Annotated in this window: 13 protein-coding genes; 8 read left to right on the top strand and 5 right to left on the bottom strand. The window is 46.1% G+C overall.

Going from position 1 to position 16189, the window contains the following annotated elements:
- Positions 1-798: 798 nt before the first annotated feature.
- Positions 799-1632, bottom strand: coding sequence for an ion transporter (locus PPO43_RS01415; protein ID WP_272620006.1), 834 nt, complete (start codon positions 1630-1632; stop codon positions 799-801).
- Positions 1633-1740: 108 nt separating this feature from the next.
- Here PPO43_RS01415 and PPO43_RS01410 point away from each other — a divergent pair, with 108 nt between their 5' ends.
- Positions 1741-2835, top strand: a complete 1095-nt coding sequence (locus PPO43_RS01410; protein WP_272620005.1) for an Mrp/NBP35 family ATP-binding protein — start codon at positions 1741-1743, stop codon at positions 2833-2835.
- 264 nt (positions 2836-3099) lie between these two features.
- Entirely contained in the window at positions 3100-3981 is an 882-nt protein-coding gene (gene fabD / locus PPO43_RS01405; RefSeq protein ID WP_272620004.1) for an ACP S-malonyltransferase, read from the top strand.
- A 57-nt stretch (positions 3982-4038) separates the two neighbouring features.
- Here fabD and PPO43_RS01400 read toward each other — a convergent pair whose 3' ends face one another.
- Entirely contained in the window at positions 4039-6237 is a 2199-nt protein-coding gene (locus tag PPO43_RS01400; protein WP_272620003.1) for a VIT domain-containing protein, read from the bottom strand.
- 335 nt (positions 6238-6572) lie between these two features.
- Positions 6573-7022: a ribose 5-phosphate isomerase B gene (rpiB, locus tag PPO43_RS01395; RefSeq protein ID WP_272620002.1), complete on the bottom strand. Its 450-nt coding sequence runs from the start codon at positions 7020-7022 to the stop codon at positions 6573-6575.
- 109 nt (positions 7023-7131) lie between these two features.
- Between rpiB and PPO43_RS01390 the strand changes: the two genes are divergently transcribed.
- Positions 7132-7479, top strand: coding sequence for a DUF5684 domain-containing protein (locus PPO43_RS01390; protein ID WP_272620001.1), 348 nt, complete (start codon positions 7132-7134; stop codon positions 7477-7479).
- 296 nt (positions 7480-7775) lie between these two features.
- On the opposite strand, the gene porG is transcribed toward PPO43_RS01390, so the two are convergent.
- Together porG and PPO43_RS01380 are read right to left on the bottom strand one after the other, a co-directional pair.
- Positions 7776-8588, bottom strand: a complete 813-nt coding sequence (gene porG / locus PPO43_RS01385; RefSeq protein ID WP_272620000.1) for a type IX secretion system protein PorG — start codon at positions 8586-8588, stop codon at positions 7776-7778.
- Between the two features lie 160 nt (positions 8589-8748).
- A complete protein-coding gene (locus PPO43_RS01380; RefSeq protein ID WP_272619999.1) occupies positions 8749-10176 on the bottom strand; it encodes a hypothetical protein in 1428 nt (475 codons plus the stop codon).
- A 37-nt stretch (positions 10177-10213) separates the two neighbouring features.
- On the opposite strand from PPO43_RS01380, the gene PPO43_RS01375 reads away from it, so the two are divergent.
- From PPO43_RS01375 to PPO43_RS01355, 5 genes are all read left to right on the top strand, one after another.
- Positions 10214-10858, top strand: a complete 645-nt coding sequence (locus tag PPO43_RS01375; RefSeq protein ID WP_272619998.1) for an alpha/beta hydrolase — start codon at positions 10214-10216, stop codon at positions 10856-10858.
- Between the two features lie 358 nt (positions 10859-11216).
- Positions 11217-12053 carry a glutamate racemase gene (gene murI / locus PPO43_RS01370; RefSeq protein WP_272619997.1) on the top strand — a complete coding sequence of 279 codons (837 nt, stop codon included), beginning with the start codon at positions 11217-11219 and terminating at the stop codon, positions 12051-12053.
- A gap of 173 nt (positions 12054-12226) precedes the next feature.
- Complete coding sequence (locus PPO43_RS01365; protein WP_272619996.1) at positions 12227-13861, top strand: S41 family peptidase; 1635 nt, start codon at positions 12227-12229, stop codon at positions 13859-13861.
- Between the two features lie 30 nt (positions 13862-13891).
- On the top strand, positions 13892-15538 hold the full coding sequence (locus tag PPO43_RS01360; RefSeq protein WP_272619995.1) for a S41 family peptidase: 1647 nt from the start codon (positions 13892-13894) through the stop codon (positions 15536-15538).
- 52 nt (positions 15539-15590) lie between these two features.
- Positions 15591-16085 (top strand): hypothetical protein, encoded by a 495-nt coding sequence (locus PPO43_RS01355; RefSeq protein WP_272619994.1) that lies wholly within the window; start codon positions 15591-15593, stop codon positions 16083-16085.
- Positions 16086-16189: the final 104 nt, after the last annotated feature.

Below are 16189 nucleotides of genomic sequence, written 5' to 3'. Positions count from 1 at the left end.
AAAAATGATTTTTTAAAGGCCCTGTTTTGGGGCCTCCTGCCTGCGGTAGGTGGTTACTCCCTTCGGTCGTCGAACTGCGCCTTAAAGGGCTTGTTGTCGTTCTAGGGCTCGCTATTACTTGCTTCGCTGCGTTGGCTCCCGTTGGTCGGGTCGCTCGGCCCTGCGGCCTTGGTCTGCGGCTTCGCCGCCCTCTTTCACATCGCTAGGTCGATATATAGCTGCGCAAAAAGTAGCCATCAAAAGAGCAGGATGATATATAGCTGCGCAAAAAGTAGCTATCAAAAGAGCCGGATGATATATAGCTGCGCAAAAAACAGGCATCAAAAGAGCAGGACGATATATAGCTGCGCAAAAAACAGGCATCAAAAGAGCAGGATGATATATAGCTGCGCAAAAAGTAGCCATCAAAAGAGCAGAACGGTATATATCCAAGCAAAAAATAGCCATCAAAAGGCTGGAATGATGTATAGCTGGACCTTTTTCAGTGGGACTGTTCAGGATTTTGTGTATCCGAATAGAATTTGGGCCTTTAGCTTAGTGCTTAAAAGCAGGATTTAGCCAATCATCGCTTAGAGACAAGCTCTAGGCGCAGAAAAGGGCGTAGACAAAACTTTAAACAGTTCCTTTTACAGGTCTAGAGGCGGCGAAGCCGCCGGCTGAGGGGCTGTAGCAGGGCCGCCGAAGGCGGCAGACCAAGGCGCTGCAAGCGCCGCAGGGCCGAGCAGACCTGCGAGCTGCGAAATGGCCCGACCTGAGCGAAGCGAGGGGCAGCCCCAAAAAAGAGGTCTTTAGATAAGCTTATAATTCTTCGCCGCAATATTTACAATAAATAGCATCTTGAGCATGGCCCTCTTTTAGGCAAGCTTTGCAAACCTGGGTGCTAGGGGCGGCGCCTTTTTCTTGTTGGATGATTTCGGCTGTAACCATGCCCGTAGGGACCGCAATCACGCCATAGCCCAAAATCATAATGAGGGCAGCGACGAATTGGCCCAAAGGGGTGGCGGGGGCAATATCGCCATAGCCTACGGTAGTTAGGGTAACAATGGCCCAGTAAATACTGCGGGGAATAGAGGTAAAGCCAGAGCCAGCCTGTCCCTCAATTAGGTACATCAGGCTGCCCAAAACGACCACTAACAAACTAATAAAGCTAAGGAAAACAGTAATTTTGGCCCTAGAGCGGTAGAGAGCGCCCAAGAGGAGATTGCCCTCATTGAGAAAGCCTCCTAGCTTGAAAATCCGAAAAATGCGGATGAGGCGCAGGGCTCGCACCGTTAATAAGCCCCCAGAAATAGGGAAAAAGAGGCCCAGATAAGTGGGCAAAATGGACAATAAATCAACTAGGCCAAAAAAACTAAAGACATAGCGTCTAGCTTGATAAACGGCGACAATACGGAGGATATACTCTAGGCTAAAGAAAATAGTAAAGACCCATTCCAAGACATAAAATAGGGCGCCATAATCCTTTTGGTACTCTTGGACACTCTCTAGAGAAACTGCCAAAACACTACAAAAGATGGCAATTAGGAGCAAGACATCAAAGGTTTTTCCAGCGAGGGTATCGGCTTCAAAGATAATTACATGCAGGCGTTCTCGCCAAGCTGCCCAATTTTTGGGGCGCTCTGTTCTCTTCATTTTGATTTTTGTTGCGTAGTTTTGAGCCCCCTTTTGTCAAACATATTCAGATGGGAGGCGTTTGCCTGAAGATAGCAAAAGCCAGTCATCTAAAAAAGCGTTCATTTTATGGAACTGAATAAACAAAAAATTATCGAGGCGCTCCGGGAGGTAAAAGATCCTAAGTCAGGCGAGGATATTATCTCGGCCCAGATGGTGGAGCAGCTCGAAACTGATGAGAAGAACGTCAGTTTTAGTCTACTCCTGCCGGCCAATATGGATGCAGGGACAAAAAACAGCCTCAACTTTGCCTGTATAGCGGCCGTTAATTCGGTTTTTCCTGAGGCGGAGGTGCATGTGCATGTAAAAACCACGGTGGTCCAAACGGCCCCGACCTCTATTGTACCTCAGATTAAGAATATCATTGCCGTAGCTTCTGGAAAAGGGGGTGTAGGAAAAAGCACAGTATCACTCAACTTAGCTTTAGGCCTAAAGGCTTTGGGGGCTAGAGTGGGCATTATGGATGCGGATGTTTATGGTCCTTCTTTGCCAACCATGTTGGGTTTGCAAAAGCAGCGGCCTAGAATTAAGGACATCAATGGGCAGCCTAAGATTGTCCCTATTGAGAAATATGGAATTCCTTCTATTTCTATGGGCTATATTATTGAGCCTGAGCAAGCGGTAGTGCTTCGTGGGCCTCGTTTGGCGGGGATCATCAAGCAGTTTTTTCAAGATTGCTTATGGCCTGAGCTTGATTATTTGATTATTGATTTGCCTCCGGGTACAGGAGATGTGCAGCTCACTTTGGTCCAAACGGTAGCCGTAACGGGGGCCGTGATGGTCACTACTCCACAGGAGGTTTCTTTGGCCGATGCGGTCAAGGGCATGAATATGTTCCGTCTGCCCAATGTGAATGTTCCCATTTTGGGCGTGGTGGAAAATATGGCTTGGTTTACGCCAGCCGAATTGCCCAATAATAAGTACTACATCTTTGGGCAAGGAGGGGGAAAACAATTGGCCAAAGAAGCGAATAGCGTACTTTTGGGCCAGATTCCCTTGGTGCAGGCCATCCGTGAGGGGGGAGACAATGGTTTGCCCGCCATTTTGAATGAGGACCCCATTACCAAAGAAGCCTTTATGAATGTGGCTCGTCAGACCTTGCGGCAGGTAGCCATTAGAAATGAGGCCATGCCGCCCACTTCTATGGTGAATGTTCAGTCATAGCAGCTGGTCCAATTGGCCCCGCAGGGGCCAATTCGGCTGAGGGATGGACAGCAGTGGCCCGAAGGGCCAGACCCAGCTGCCGCAGGCGGCGCAGGGCCGAGCGACCCGACCAACGGGAGCCGACGCAGCGAAGCAAGTAACAGCGAGCTGCGACAACCAGCCCCTATAGGGGCGCCAGTTCGATGACCAACGGGAGTACACAGCCCGACCCGACCGCAGGGAGGGGCAGCCCCAAAATAAAATTAGAAATAACTCAACCTTTATATGAAAGCCTTTATTTTTCCGGGCCAAGGTGCCCAATTTGCAGGCATGGGTGAGGAGCTTTACCAAAGTTCTGAGCAGGCCCAAGCCCTTTTTGCTCAAGCCAATGAGATTCTTGGATTTGATATTACAGAAGTCATGCGCAAGGGTAGCGAAGAAGATTTGCTACAGACCAAAATTACGCAGCCAGCGGTATTTTTGCATGCGATCATTACCTATTTGACCAAGGTAGAAGAGGCGGATCGTCCCCAAGCGGTGGCGGGTCACTCTTTGGGCGAGTTTACGGCCCTTGTTGCTTGTGGCGCCCTTTCTTTTGAAGAGGCCCTTAAGTTGGTTTCGGAGCGTGCTTTGGCTATGCAAGCGGCTTGTGAAGCGGTAGAGGGAACCATGGCGGCCATTATGAGCCGTGATATCGAATTGGTGGAGAAAATCTGTGCGGAAGTGGAAGAAGTGGTGGTACCAGCCAACTACAATAATCCTGGTCAATTGGTGATTTCGGGTTCTGTAGAAGGGGTGGCTAAAGCCTCTGAAGCATTGAAGGAAGCGGGAGCCAAGGTCATTCCGCTCAAGGTAGGTGGGGCTTTCCATTCTCCCTTGATGAAAATGGCCCAAGATCGTTTGCAAGCGGCTATTGAGCAGACGGAATTTAATGCGCCTTTCTGTCCGATTTATCAAAATGTAACGGCTAGTCCAAGCCAAGACCCTGAAGTCATCAAGCAGAACTTGATTCAGCAATTGACTGGGGCTGTGCGTTGGCAGCAATCGGTAGAAAAAATGATTGCGGATGGTATGCAGGAGTTTACCGAAGTAGGTGGCCGTGGCCGCATCTTGTTGGGTATGCTTCGCAAAATTGACCGTAGTGTAGGTATGGAAATGCTCAAGTAATTGCGCATTTTGGACCGATAAAAAAGGCCAGCTCTGAAAAGAGCTGGCCTTTTTGTTTTATTCATAAATTTCAATCCATTCCTCCTTCCATTCGAAGGTAATATTATTGCCGAGGGCCAGAATTTCTTGCAGGCCATCTTCTTGAAGTAGCTTAAAGTACTCCTTAGAATTGAAGGCCACCCGACGTAGATTTTTGGGCGCTTTATCCAGTAGTAGATAATTGGCATCTACCCAATTATTGCCTTGGCGGTAGAGGGCACGGCCAGAGCGGTTGACAATAGCCGAGGCATTATCTTGGGCCAAGTCTTTATTATTCATTTCGGCTCGTTCTTGCTCCATTTCTGCCATATTTTGGGCCTGATTCATCTTTTTGAATCGTCTAGAAGCACGGACCGAGGCGCTTCCAGAGCTTTCTTTGAGTCCTTGGGCGGCATCTCTTTGCACTTGATCGTCTAGTTCTTCTTCAAAAACTCTTGGTGCAGGGCGAGGAACGGGACGGGGGCCTGGATTTGTCGCAATTGGCTGGTCTTCTACAATCAAATAGCTGGTGTAGGGGGTAATAATGCCGTGCTTTTTGGCTAGGCGGATGACCTCTTGTTTGAGTTCTTCTTGTTCGCCATTAAAGCGGATTTGGTCCAAAAGATAGCCTACGGCTCTAAGGGCCCAGAGGTCGGGAATAAAGCTGTGTTCCTCTTGTTTTTTCTTGAAATCCAGTTGGAAGTCAAAGGTTTTCTCCTCCCCATTGACCAAGGCTTTGAGTTGGAGCTTAGCGGGGCCCTCGCCTTTGTAGCGGCCCATAATATTGAGGCTTTCGCCACGGAAGAGATCCTCCGTTTTGCGGGGGTAGAGCTGTTCTACCTTTACATTTTTATCAAAAACCAATTCGATATTGCTGAGGACGGGAGAGGCGGCCTTGAGGTAGAAGTTAGAGAGTTTGAGTTCTAAATCTTCGTCTTCTAGGGCATAATCGCGATAGCCTTTAGACATTTCGGTCATTTGGTCCAGCAATTTAGTATTGATATCGCTACCAATCCCAAAGGTAAAAATGCGCACCTGATCTTTTTGGTAGCCCGCCAATTTGTCTAAAAGAGCTTGGGGCTCAATTTCGCCAATAGTGGGTTTGCCATCGGTCATGAAGATGACGAAAAAGGGACGTTTGGCCTTTTTTTCTTTGCGGTCTAGGGCCATTTGCAGGGCTTCTTCGATATTGGTGCCGCCAATAGCGCGCAGCTCGTCAATATATTCCTTGGCCTCTTCTCGGTTGGTTTTGCTATTGCTTTTGAGCTGGCCAAAAAGGCTTTGGGCCTCTGTAGAATAAGGGATCAGCTCAAAGCGATCTTCTGGTCCCAGATTATCGACGCAGAATTTTAGGGCTTTTTGGGCCTGTTCCATTTTTTTGCCCGACATAGAGCCCGATTTGTCAAAAACAAAGACGACATCCTTGGCCATCACGGCTTTGGGATCGGTCCAGCCTGGACTCAAATTGAGGAAGAAATAGCCATCTTCTTTGCCCTTTTGGTATTGCAATAAAGAGCTACTAATGGCCTTATCTTCGGCCCGCCAATAGAGCTCGAAATCTCGATCGGGCCGAATGTTTTTTTGTTCAAAACCCACTGTAGCTGCCTTTTCCCCTTTGCGGATGAGCTCAATTTCATGGCTGGGACTATACACATTTTTGATCGCTTGCTTATTGCTGAGCTTTAAGCGCAGGCTGATATTCTGGATGGGTTTGGCCGAAAATTTAGCGCTATTCATGGGCAGTTTATAGCTCAAGCCGCCATCATCTTTTTTGAGTGCCTGATGATAAGTGAGCTCAATTTTTTGCTCAGATCGGGGCTCAATCGGGAAAATTCGGACCTTAAATAGTTCTTGATTATAATATTCGAGCAGGGCGGGATCTTTGGCCTGCCGAACAATTTGCTCATAAATTTGCTTAGCCTTTTTGGCATCTAGCAGCTCGGCCTCCTGCATTTTTCCGTTCACCGTCATGGCAAATCGCTGAATCACGACCTCTTTGGGCACAGGAAACAAAAAATAAGCTTCTAAGCGGCTGTTCGTCGGGTTATAAAAAGTTTGTTTAATGGAAGTAGAGGCCATAAAATCGGCAATTTCTACTTCGACCTGCGTGCTGCGGTTTTCTAGCGGAAACAGAACCTGTCGGCCATTGCCACTACCGTCGGGCATCACAATCAGAAAGCCGCTGGCCCAAATAGGGAGACTGAGGAGCAGCAGACAAAAAGACATCAATAATTTCATAAGGATAGCAGTTAAGTGAATTGAATCTATACCTTATAAGATGCAAGAATGGTCATTTTGGCGCAGAGCAGAACGATTTTAGGATTGATTTTTTGGGGCTGCCCCTCGCTTCGCTCGGGTCGGGCCATTTCGCAGCTCGCTGTTACTTGCTTCGCTGCGTCGGCTCCCGTTGGTCGGGTCGCTCGGCCCTGCAGGCTTTTCGCTTTGCTTCAAAAGCCTTTGGTCTGCCGCCTTCGGCGGCCCTGCTACAGCCCCTCAGCCTGCGGGCCTTTGGCCCTGCTAGACGCATTGGGCAAAAAAAGAGGCACAGCAAAAAGCTGCGCCTCTTTTAGCCTTTAGAGTTTGCGTCCATCAGAAATTTTGGCAACTCGGCGGGCGTGTCGGCCTCCTTCAAATTCTGCGGCCAAAAAGCTTTTGAGGATAGTTTTGGCTGTTTCTAGTTCTACAAAACGAGCGGGCAGGGCCAAAACATTGGCATCGTTGTGTTGGCGGGCTAGGCTGGCCAGTTCTGGCAACCAGCAGAGAGCCGCCCGAATATGTGGATATTTGTTGGCGGTAATGGCTACGCCATTGCCGCTGCCGCAAACGATAACCCCTAAGGCAAAATCGCCTTCTTCCATGGCTTGGGCCATAGGGTGGATATAGTCGGGATAATCTACAGAATCAGTAGTATGTGGACCAAAGTCTTTGAAAGCATAACCTTCTTCTTCTAAAACTGCTTTAAGGGCCTCTTTATATTCAAAGCCAGCATGGTCGCCTGCAAGGGCAATTTTTCTATCCTGCATAGTTTTTAGCTTTTTTTTAACTTTTAACAATAAAAAAGTTGACAATCCAACAAAAATACCTAATTTTTAACTGTAATTCTTTTAACCAAACCTTACAAACTTAATTATTATGGGAATTGTCATTGTATTAATTATCTACTTAGCGATTCTTTTCGCTGTTATTGGTGGTACCTGGAAAATCTTCGAAAAGGCTGGAAAGCCCGGTTGGGCTTCTATTGTTCCTGTTTACAACATAATTGTTATGTTGGAAATAGTTGATCGGCCACTTTGGTGGATTATTTTACCTATAGTCCCTGCGATTGTGATTCCTTTGGAATTAGCTAAACGCTTTGGCAAAAGCACGGGTTTTGGAGTTGGCTTGTTGCTGCTTCCTATTATCTTTGTGCCTATGCTTGGTTTTGGCGATGCTGAATTTTTGGGCGGAGAAAAAGATGAGTTAGATCACATGATTGCCTAGAAGATGAGTTAAATAAGCCTCAGTTTGTACTGAGCATTGAATGAAGAACTTTGCCCTTAAATAAGGCAAAGTTTTTTATTTGAAGCAGTTCGCGTTAACAAAAAAGGAGCAAACAGAAAATATCTGTTTGCTCCTTTTGCTTTTGGGCGGCGCAGCCGCCTGCGCGCCTAGGCTTAGGGATGGATAGCAGTGGCCGTCAGGCCAGACCGAGCAGGCTTTGCCTGCGAAGGGCCGAGCGAACAGCGAGCTGCGGCACAGCCCGACCCGCCCCTAGGGCGGGGCAGCCCCAAAAAATCTTAATATGCAGGACAGTGTAGGGGCATAAATCGGTAAGAAAAGCCGACTGTAAGCATCATGTAGCTATCTCTGGTGCTGCTATCGCCTCTTTGTCGGCCTGTTCCTCCAAGTCGTTGGTCCGAGATTTCGATAGAGCGATCGGAAAGGGCGGCGGCCACGGTACCATTATAGTCGCCTACGGTTTGGGCGTTGGCATAGCTGCCACTAACATCATCTAGGTAATCGGTAAAGGTAGCGCGGTGCCCCAGCTCGACATTCCAGCTCCAGTGATAATCTACATGAAATTTGAGACCGATACCGAGGATAACCATAGGGCTAACTAGGCTATATTCTTGGCCTGGGGCTTGGCCTTCTGTGCCTAGGGGTTGTAGGTCGTAGAGGACATCATTGTAGCGGGCTTGGGGGTTAAAATACATCAGGCCAGCTCCGGCAAAAAGGTAGGGCGAGATATCGGCATCATCGCGGCTATCGCCATGAAAGTCTTGGAAATTAAATTCTATAATGGCGGAGCCCTCCAAGATATTGGATTGAAAGCTGAGGTTTCTGGCTTTGGCGTAATCGCTAGCGGCTTGGGCATCGTTGGCCCAAACATGGGCAAAGCCTGCATTGAGGCGAAGGCAGATGCGGCCATCAAAGTTTTTACGGGCCAAGAGGTTGAGGGCTGGGCCGGGGTGTTTAACGGTAAAAAAGGGATTGAGATCGCCAAAATAAGAGGCGGCGCCAGCGCCTGCACCCAGTTCCCAGTTTCTTTGGGCGCTAAGGGCAGTTATAGAAATGGCGGCAAATATAAAAAGCAATGCAAATCGTTTCATAATTCAAGTTTAGTCAAGCTTGCGCAACTCCTCAAAATAGAAGTGCTCAAGAAAGAGGCAAAAAATATGCAAGAAAGGGTAAATTTTGAATCGATAGCTATAGTTTTAAATCTGTGCTTGCCCAAAAAGTTTAGGAAACAAACGTTGGTGGGCTGGATAGTTATTGCGTAGTCTCATCGTCTTCTTTTTTCTTTCTGTAGTCATTCCAGAAAGCGGACTCTCCTTTTAAGGCTGCTTCATACTTTGGAGGGAGCAACCACTGCTCGTAGTCGTCTCGTTTAGATGTTCTAAGGAAGTGATCCCAATAAGTTTTTTTAGACATGCTATCCCAGTGAATAATTCCATGGATATACTGCCAGCTTTGGAACATACTAAGGGCCAAAAACAAGCTGAATAGGCCAGTTAGTCCCCAACGTATAATTTTGGGCCAATTAAAAAAAGTTTGAAAAAAGAGGGCAAAGCCCAAAGTTAAAAAAGGATAGATATCAATAAATGCCCGATGTCCAAAACTGCCCCCATACCACCAGCACCACCAAGATAAAATAATATAGCTATTGAGCGTTAGGTAAATAGGAAAGGCCCAGCGAAGCGTTTTGGGCAAGCGAAATAAGCCGATAATTCCAAGAAGCATTAAGGGACTATAGAGTAACCAACCTTTGGTGTAAGAAAATAAACCGAGAAAGATTTTGGGCTGATCAAAGAAGAAGCCTTCTGTATATTCGCCATTTTTGTAGGAATAGCAAACCCAGTCGCCAGAGGCATATTTCCAGTAGACTAATTGTGGAAGTAGTACTAAGGCAGCAACTAATAATAAACTGATTAGCTTTGGAGCTTGTTTCCAAAATAATTGTAACTGTGCTTTCAAACTGCTCCAATGATAGACGCCAAAAAGAATAAAACTCAGGCCAATTAAGACATTATTGGGCCGAACAAGCACGATTAGTCCAGATAAAAGCCCAAGCCAAATCGTATGTTTCCAGCTTTGCTTCTGAAACCAAAGTTGAGTACATCTCAAAAACAAACTAAAGAGCATAAAGTTATGTACATGAGACATTGGCCCTTCATGAAAAGTATAATAGGCCAAATTACTGCCTAGAACAACAAAGACGAAGGCCCAAGCAATAGATTTTTCATCAACATAGGCCAATAAAAACTTTCGCAAACTCAATAGCCCAATCAATAAATGAATAGGCCCCGCCAACATAATCATAATTTGATAGGGCCTAGAAAAACCATCGGCGGGCATCCCTGAATGTAGATGAGCCCAAAGATGGCCCAAGAAAAAATAAGGCGAATACAAAACCGCCATCCCCATAGACATCTTAATCACTCGATCGCCATCCTCCGTGTATACAGGTTGGTAAAAACGATCAATATATTCTGGATGCAGATCTAAAAAACTCAACTTCAGATCTCCCTCAATAAAAGTTGCTGGTAAATAGGCATAATAGGACCAAATATCATACATGATCGGGGAGATTCTAGACCATTTGTGCATGATAAAAACGAGGGCCAATAACAGAATAAAAAGACTATAAGCTGCTATCTTGCCCCAAGGTCTAGGAGATGCTTGTAAGGAGGAGTTCATTTATTATTTCATTTTATAAGCCCCCAAAATACAAACAATGCAAAAAATAGAACGCTTAATCGTTAAAAAAACGGCACACTACCATACTTTGGGTGAACTTAATGCCCAAACAGAACATATTTATTTGGCGATACACGGCTACGGACAAGATGCCAGCCGCCTGCCCCAAAAGTTTAGAGAACTGCCCAATACTTTTGTGATCGCCCCAGAGGCCCTTTCCTCTTTCTACTGGAAGGCTAGCAGCGGCCAAGTTGGTCATTCTTGGATGACCAAAAATCACCGAGAAGACGAAATTCAAGATTATTTGGCCTATCTCGATCAACTTTATGCACATTTTGCCCCCAATTTTCCTCCCAATGCAAAGTTTCATCTATTGGGCTTTTCTCAAGGTGGAGCTACCGCCCTCCGCTGGGCGCTGCACCGACAACCCGAAAGACTCCATAAGTTTATCATTTGGGCCGCAGATGCCCCACCAGAACTAGATTATCAAACTGACTTTTTAGCTCAACTTCAGTTTTATTGGGTTTGTGGCCAAGAAGATGCCTATTTTCCAAAAGAACGCCTGAATACACAAATTGACTTCTGGAAAAACTTGCCCTATCCGCCCCAAATTAAACTTTTTGATGGCCCTCATCGCATCGATAAAGCGGTCCTGAAGCGTATTCACGAAGAAGGTAATTAACAGTTGGGGCCTCTGCTGCGGCTTCGCCTTGCGGCGCTACGCTTTGGGGCTCGCAGGTCTGCTCGGCCCTTCGCAGGCAAAGCCTGCTCGGTCTGGCCTGACGGCCACTGCTGCACATCGCTAGGCCAAATAGGAATCCTGCGCTTTGATCATTTCAACTTAGCTCAGGCATTTTTAAGACCTGATCTACTGTTTAGAGGTCTTAAAAATAGAGGGTAAAGCGCCTAAAATTAGCCTTGAGCATTAAGGACAGTTGTTTTTGAATCAGTTCAATCTTATATTGAGGCCCGCTCAATCAAAGAAAAACTTAAATCTGCACTACAAACGGGCATTAGCCCAAAATCTTTTTATATTCTTTATGGCAATAGCTAAAAATGGCCCTATCGGCATTTTTGATTCAGGAATTGGGGGACTCACCGTTGCCGCAGGTATTAGTGAGGCTTTACCTCAGGAATCCATTATTTATTTGGGAGATACGGCGCATCTGCCTTATGGCGAAAAAAGTCCGGAGGCTATCGCCAATTATGCCTTGCACATTAGTCGCTTTTTGGTGGACCAAGGTTGCAAGATGCTGGTGATTGCCTGCAATACGGCTTCTGCAGCGGCTTTGGGGCGGCTCAAAGCCTATTGGGGCGATCGGCTACCGATTGTGGATGTGATTACGCCTTTGGTGAAAAGTATGGCCCAAAAGAACTACAAAAAAGTGGGCGTAATTGGGACCAAAGTAACCACACGGATAGATCAATATCCGCAGCAGCTGCAAGCCTTGCGGCCCGATATAGCCGTAAGTTCTTTGGCAACGGGTATGTTGGCTTCTATGATAGAAGAGGGGTTTATCAACAATGCGGTGAGTCAGGCCGTATTACATCAGTACCTCAGCTATCCTGATTTTCAGGATATAGAGGCGCTCTTGTTGGCTTGCACGCATTATCCGCTTATTCGGCCAGAGATAGAGGCTTTTTATGGGGGGCGAGTGGCGGTATTTGATTCTATTGCGGCTGTGGTAGAAGAAGTAAAGCAGCAGTTGGCCCAAAATAATTTGCAGGCAGAACAGAATCTGGCTCCCTTGGCCCAGTTTTATGTCACAGATTACACCCCAGCTTTTGAAAAGGCCACGGCTCTTTTTTATAAGCGAAAATTACATTTGCAAGAATTGGATTGGAAAGAAGAGGGCTTGAGTTTTGCCAAAACATAGGTCCTACAGGCCGCGAAGCGGCCGCAGGCTTAGGGATGGATAGCAGTGGCCGCAGGCCAGACCGAGGCGGCTTGCCGCCGCAGGGCCGAGCGAATAGCGAGCTGTGACACAGCCCGACCCGACCGAAGGGCGGGGAAGCCCCAGAATACTATACAGAACGAACAGGAAACAAAATGAAGTACAGAAAATTTTGGCCCTTGGGGCTAGTCCTTTTAGCTGGAATTAGTTTGGCCAGTGGTGGTCGGCTGCTTCGGTTGGCCCAGAGTATGGAAATCTTTGCGGCGGCTTACCGCTCCGTTAATCGCTATTATGTAGATGATACGGAGGCCAGTAGTTTGATGCGGATAGCGATTGACTCGATGAATGGGAGTTTAGATCCTTACACGAACTATTTTTCTGAGGCGCAGATTGAGCAGTTTCGCATCAATTTTAAGGGGTCTTGGGATGGGGTAGGCATTGAGTTGGTAGAATATCAGGGCAAGGTATTGGTCAATGAATTGGTAGATGGTTCTGCCGCCAAGGCGGCGGGCATACAGATTGGCGATCAGTTGTTGCGGATTGATGGCAGTGATATTTCGGGTAAAAAGCTGGAAGATATTGAGCGGAGTTTGCATGGAAAAGCGGGCACGCAGGTCTTGGTAGAAACCCGTAGGGGGGCGGCTGTGCCTAAGGAGCACAATTTGACGCGGACCAAGGTAGAGCGCAAAAATGTGCCTTATTACAGTATGTTAGATGACAGCACGGCTTATATTGTTTTGACAACTTTTACAGAGCGGGCGGGTGGAAATGTATCGAATGCTTTGCAAGAGTTGCAGGAAAAGCACAATCCCAAGCAAGTTATTTTAGATTTGCGAGACAATGGTGGAGGGCTTTTGATTGAGGCGGTTAACCTTTGTAATGTCTTTTTGCCCAAGAACAAATTGATTGTTTATACCAAAAACAAGGTAGCGAATTGGGATCGTTCGTTTAATACGAGAAGTCAGCCTTTGGATAGTAAAATTCCGTTGATTGTTTTAGTGAATGGGCAATCGGCTTCGGCCTCGGAGATTGTGGCGGGGGCGATACAGGATTATGATCGGGGGGTACTATTGGGGCAGCGTTCTTTTGGGAAAGGCTTGGTGCAGAACACCTATGATATTGGGTACAATTCTAAGGTAAAATTGACCACGGCTCGTTATCATATCCCTTCTGGTCGTTGTATACAGGCCTTAGAGTATAAAGGGGGGAAATCTAAGCGAATGGAAGACTCTTTGCGGAGTAGTTTTAGCACAGAAAATGGCCGTGAGGTTTATGATGGGGGAGGTTTGGAGCCTGATTATAAAATTGAATTGGCAGAAGTAAAATACCTGTTAGATGCTTTGACGGAAAGTCGTTTGGTCTTTGAGTTTGCCAACAATTTTAGGCAGAAAGAAGACAGCATTGCGCCTGCATTGGAGTTTCAGGTATCCGATCAGCTCTATCAGGAGTATGTACAGTTTTTGGCCCAAAAAAATTATGCTTTTGAGTTGCCTAGTGAAAAGCAACTGAAAGCAGTGGAAAAGACGGCTAAAGCGGAAAAGAAATATGCTGCACAGCAAGCTAGTTTTGAGGCCTTAAAGGGGAAATTACTAGCTCAGAAAAAGCTGTTAATCAACAAGGAAAAAGAGGCAGTTTCTATTCAGTTGCGCCAAGCCATTCTGCGTCGTTACTATAGTGAAGATCAGGTCATCATGGCTCGATTGAAAGAAGATAAAGAAGTAAAGGCGGCTATTGCCCTTTTTGCTGACCGTCAGGCTTTTGATCAGTTATTGGAAGCCCCAGAAAAGTAAATTCACTCCATATTAAAACCAACTATAGACATGTTTGCTATAAAATCAGCTAAAAAACTACTATTCGCATTTCTCATTTTGGGTGGCGGCATTGGTTTGGCGACCACCTTGACCGATGAGTTTGAAATTGCGAAAAACTTAGAGCTCTATGCGAATGTATATCGAGAGCTCAATACTTATTATGTAGATGATATTCCGCCAGAAGATTTGATGAAATCGGGTTTGGATGCCATGCTCAAGAGTTTGGACCCTTATACCACCTACATTCCAGCGGATGAGGTAGAGCGTTTTCGCTCGTCAATTACGGGCAGTTATGCGGGTATAGGGACCAGAGTGCGGGCTGTTTCTTCTGGAGGTTTGGTCACAGCCATTTATCCGAACGGACCAGCGCATAAGGCGGGCTTAATGGCGGGGGACACAATCCTCTATGTTGATGAGGTGGCCTTAAATGGGAAGCAATTGAGTGAAATTAGCCAAGAGTTGAGAGGGAAGATGGGCCAAGCTATGCAATTGACGGTTCATCGTCCAGGGCAGCCTAAAAACTTGACTTTTAGTCTACGCCGCCAAAATATTTTAATTAACAACCTGCCACATTATGAGGTATTACCAGGTAAAATAGCCTATTTCTCGCTCACTACTTTTTCTGAAAAAGCGGGGCAACATTTGGGGGAAGCCTTAGAAGCCTTGCAAGAAAAAGAGAAGCTCAATGGTGTTATTCTGGACCTAAGAGGGAATACTGGTGGTTTGTTGAGTGAAGCTGTAAATGTAATCAATGTCTTTGTGCCCAGAGGGCGAGAAGTCGTATCTATTCAGGGCCGAGAAAAATCGCAGCAGCAGATTTTTAGAACCCTCAACCTGCCAATAGATAGTAGTATTGCATTGGCCGTTTTAATCAATGAGCGCTCTGCTTCGGCCTCGGAGATTGTAGCGGGAGCTATACAAGACTTGGATCGTGGGATTATTATTGGGCAGCGCTCTTTTGGAAAGGGCTTGGTCCAAAATACAGTAGATTTACCTCATGGAGCCAAGCTCAAATTGACTACGGCCCGCTATTATATTCCTTCTGGTCGCTGTATTCAGTCTTTGGAATATGAAAATGGAGAGCCCAAAGTGATTGCGGATTCTTTACGCCAGGCTTTTCAAACCTTAGCAGGAAGAAAGGTATATGATGGGGGAGGGATTCGCCCTGATTTACCTTATGAAAATAAAGAATGGCTGAGCTTGAAGAAACAACTATTGGCTAGCCCTGCTATATTTGATTTTGGGGTGCAGTACCGCAGTAAGAACAAATTGCCAGAGGACTTAGAAAAATGGAGTTTGAAGGCGCAAGACTTTGATGACTTTATGGCGCTGATGGATAAAAACGCTTATCTTAAGAAAAGTAAGACAGCTTTGGCATTAGAGAAGTTTGAAAAAGAACTAGCCAAAGAAGGAGAGATGGAAAAAGCCTTGAGCCAAGAACTCGCTAGCTTAGAAAAAGGCTTGAGCAATCTGGAGCGCAATAAGATTTTGGCGGCTAAGGATAAGATTTTACATTTGCTAGAAGTCGAAATCGTAGAGCAAGAAAAGTTGATTGCCGCAGGAATTGCCCATAGTCTCAAAGCAGACAGTTGTTTAGATATGGCCTTAGAATTGTTGGGAAAGGAGAAAAAATATCAAGCCTTATTAACTCCTTAATGCTGCCCGTTTAGCGGAGAAGCCATTTTAATTCTTAACAAACAACAGTGCTATGAAATACCTCCTTTTTGTTTTACTATTGCTCGTTGTGCGCCCTACTTGGGGCCAAAGAACCGCCAATATTGCTCCACACAAATTGCCGCTAAAGGTCCAAAAAGCCTTTGAAGGTAAATATCCTCAAGCTCAAGTGAAACAAGCCATTTGGCAAGAGGTGGATACAAGTTATCAGGGACAATTTTGGGATGAGGCCAATGGCATTTATGTTTTGGCCTACTTCGATGAGGCGGGCAAATGGCTCAAATCTGAAATGGAGGTAGAACCCTCCGCTTTTACCATGGCCATCAAACGCTTTTTGGAAAAAGAATATGACGATAGAACCATTAGCTACGTCCTCGCCACCCAACACCCCTTAGGAAATTATACTTATTGGATTGTCCTAGAAAATGAAACTGAAATCCTTAGTCTAGAGTTAGACGCTTATGCCAAGATTCTCTACCAAGAAGTAGAGCAAATCCAAGTTAAAGCTGGCGAAGGATTAAGGCCTTAATTTTTTTTGATTTTCACTTGAGGATTTAAGCTTTTTTTGCAAGTTTTGCGGCCCCAAGCAAAGAGGCCCAATGAACGCACCGAAAAAGACAAGAAGACAACCTT

This window comes from Saprospira sp. CCB-QB6 (assembly GCF_028464065.1).
Lineage (GTDB): Bacteria > Bacteroidota > Bacteroidia > Chitinophagales > Saprospiraceae > Saprospira.
This window is presented reverse-complemented; position numbering and strand designations above follow the sequence as displayed.

Coding starts and splice junctions, on each gene's coding strand:
- PPO43_RS01415 (WP_272620006.1), bottom strand. CDS start 1,632: ATGAAGAGAACAGAGCGCCCCAAAAATTGGGCAGCTTGGCGAGAACGC.
- PPO43_RS01410 (WP_272620005.1), top strand. CDS start 1,741: ATGGAACTGAATAAACAAAAAATTATCGAGGCGCTCCGGGAGGTAAAA.
- fabD (WP_272620004.1), top strand. CDS start 3,100: ATGAAAGCCTTTATTTTTCCGGGCCAAGGTGCCCAATTTGCAGGCATG.
- PPO43_RS01400 (WP_272620003.1), bottom strand. CDS start 6,237: ATGAAATTATTGATGTCTTTTTGTCTGCTGCTCCTCAGTCTCCCTATT.
- rpiB (WP_272620002.1), bottom strand. CDS start 7,022: ATGCAGGATAGAAAAATTGCCCTTGCAGGCGACCATGCTGGCTTTGAA.
- PPO43_RS01390 (WP_272620001.1), top strand. CDS start 7,132: ATGGGAATTGTCATTGTATTAATTATCTACTTAGCGATTCTTTTCGCT.
- porG (WP_272620000.1), bottom strand. CDS start 8,588: ATGAAACGATTTGCATTGCTTTTTATATTTGCCGCCATTTCTATAACT.
- PPO43_RS01380 (WP_272619999.1), bottom strand. CDS start 10,176: ATGAACTCCTCCTTACAAGCATCTCCTAGACCTTGGGGCAAGATAGCA.
- PPO43_RS01375 (WP_272619998.1), top strand. CDS start 10,214: ATGCAAAAAATAGAACGCTTAATCGTTAAAAAAACGGCACACTACCAT.
- murI (WP_272619997.1), top strand. CDS start 11,217: ATGGCAATAGCTAAAAATGGCCCTATCGGCATTTTTGATTCAGGAATT.
- PPO43_RS01365 (WP_272619996.1), top strand. CDS start 12,227: ATGAAGTACAGAAAATTTTGGCCCTTGGGGCTAGTCCTTTTAGCTGGA.
- PPO43_RS01360 (WP_272619995.1), top strand. CDS start 13,892: ATGTTTGCTATAAAATCAGCTAAAAAACTACTATTCGCATTTCTCATT.
- PPO43_RS01355 (WP_272619994.1), top strand. CDS start 15,591: ATGAAATACCTCCTTTTTGTTTTACTATTGCTCGTTGTGCGCCCTACT.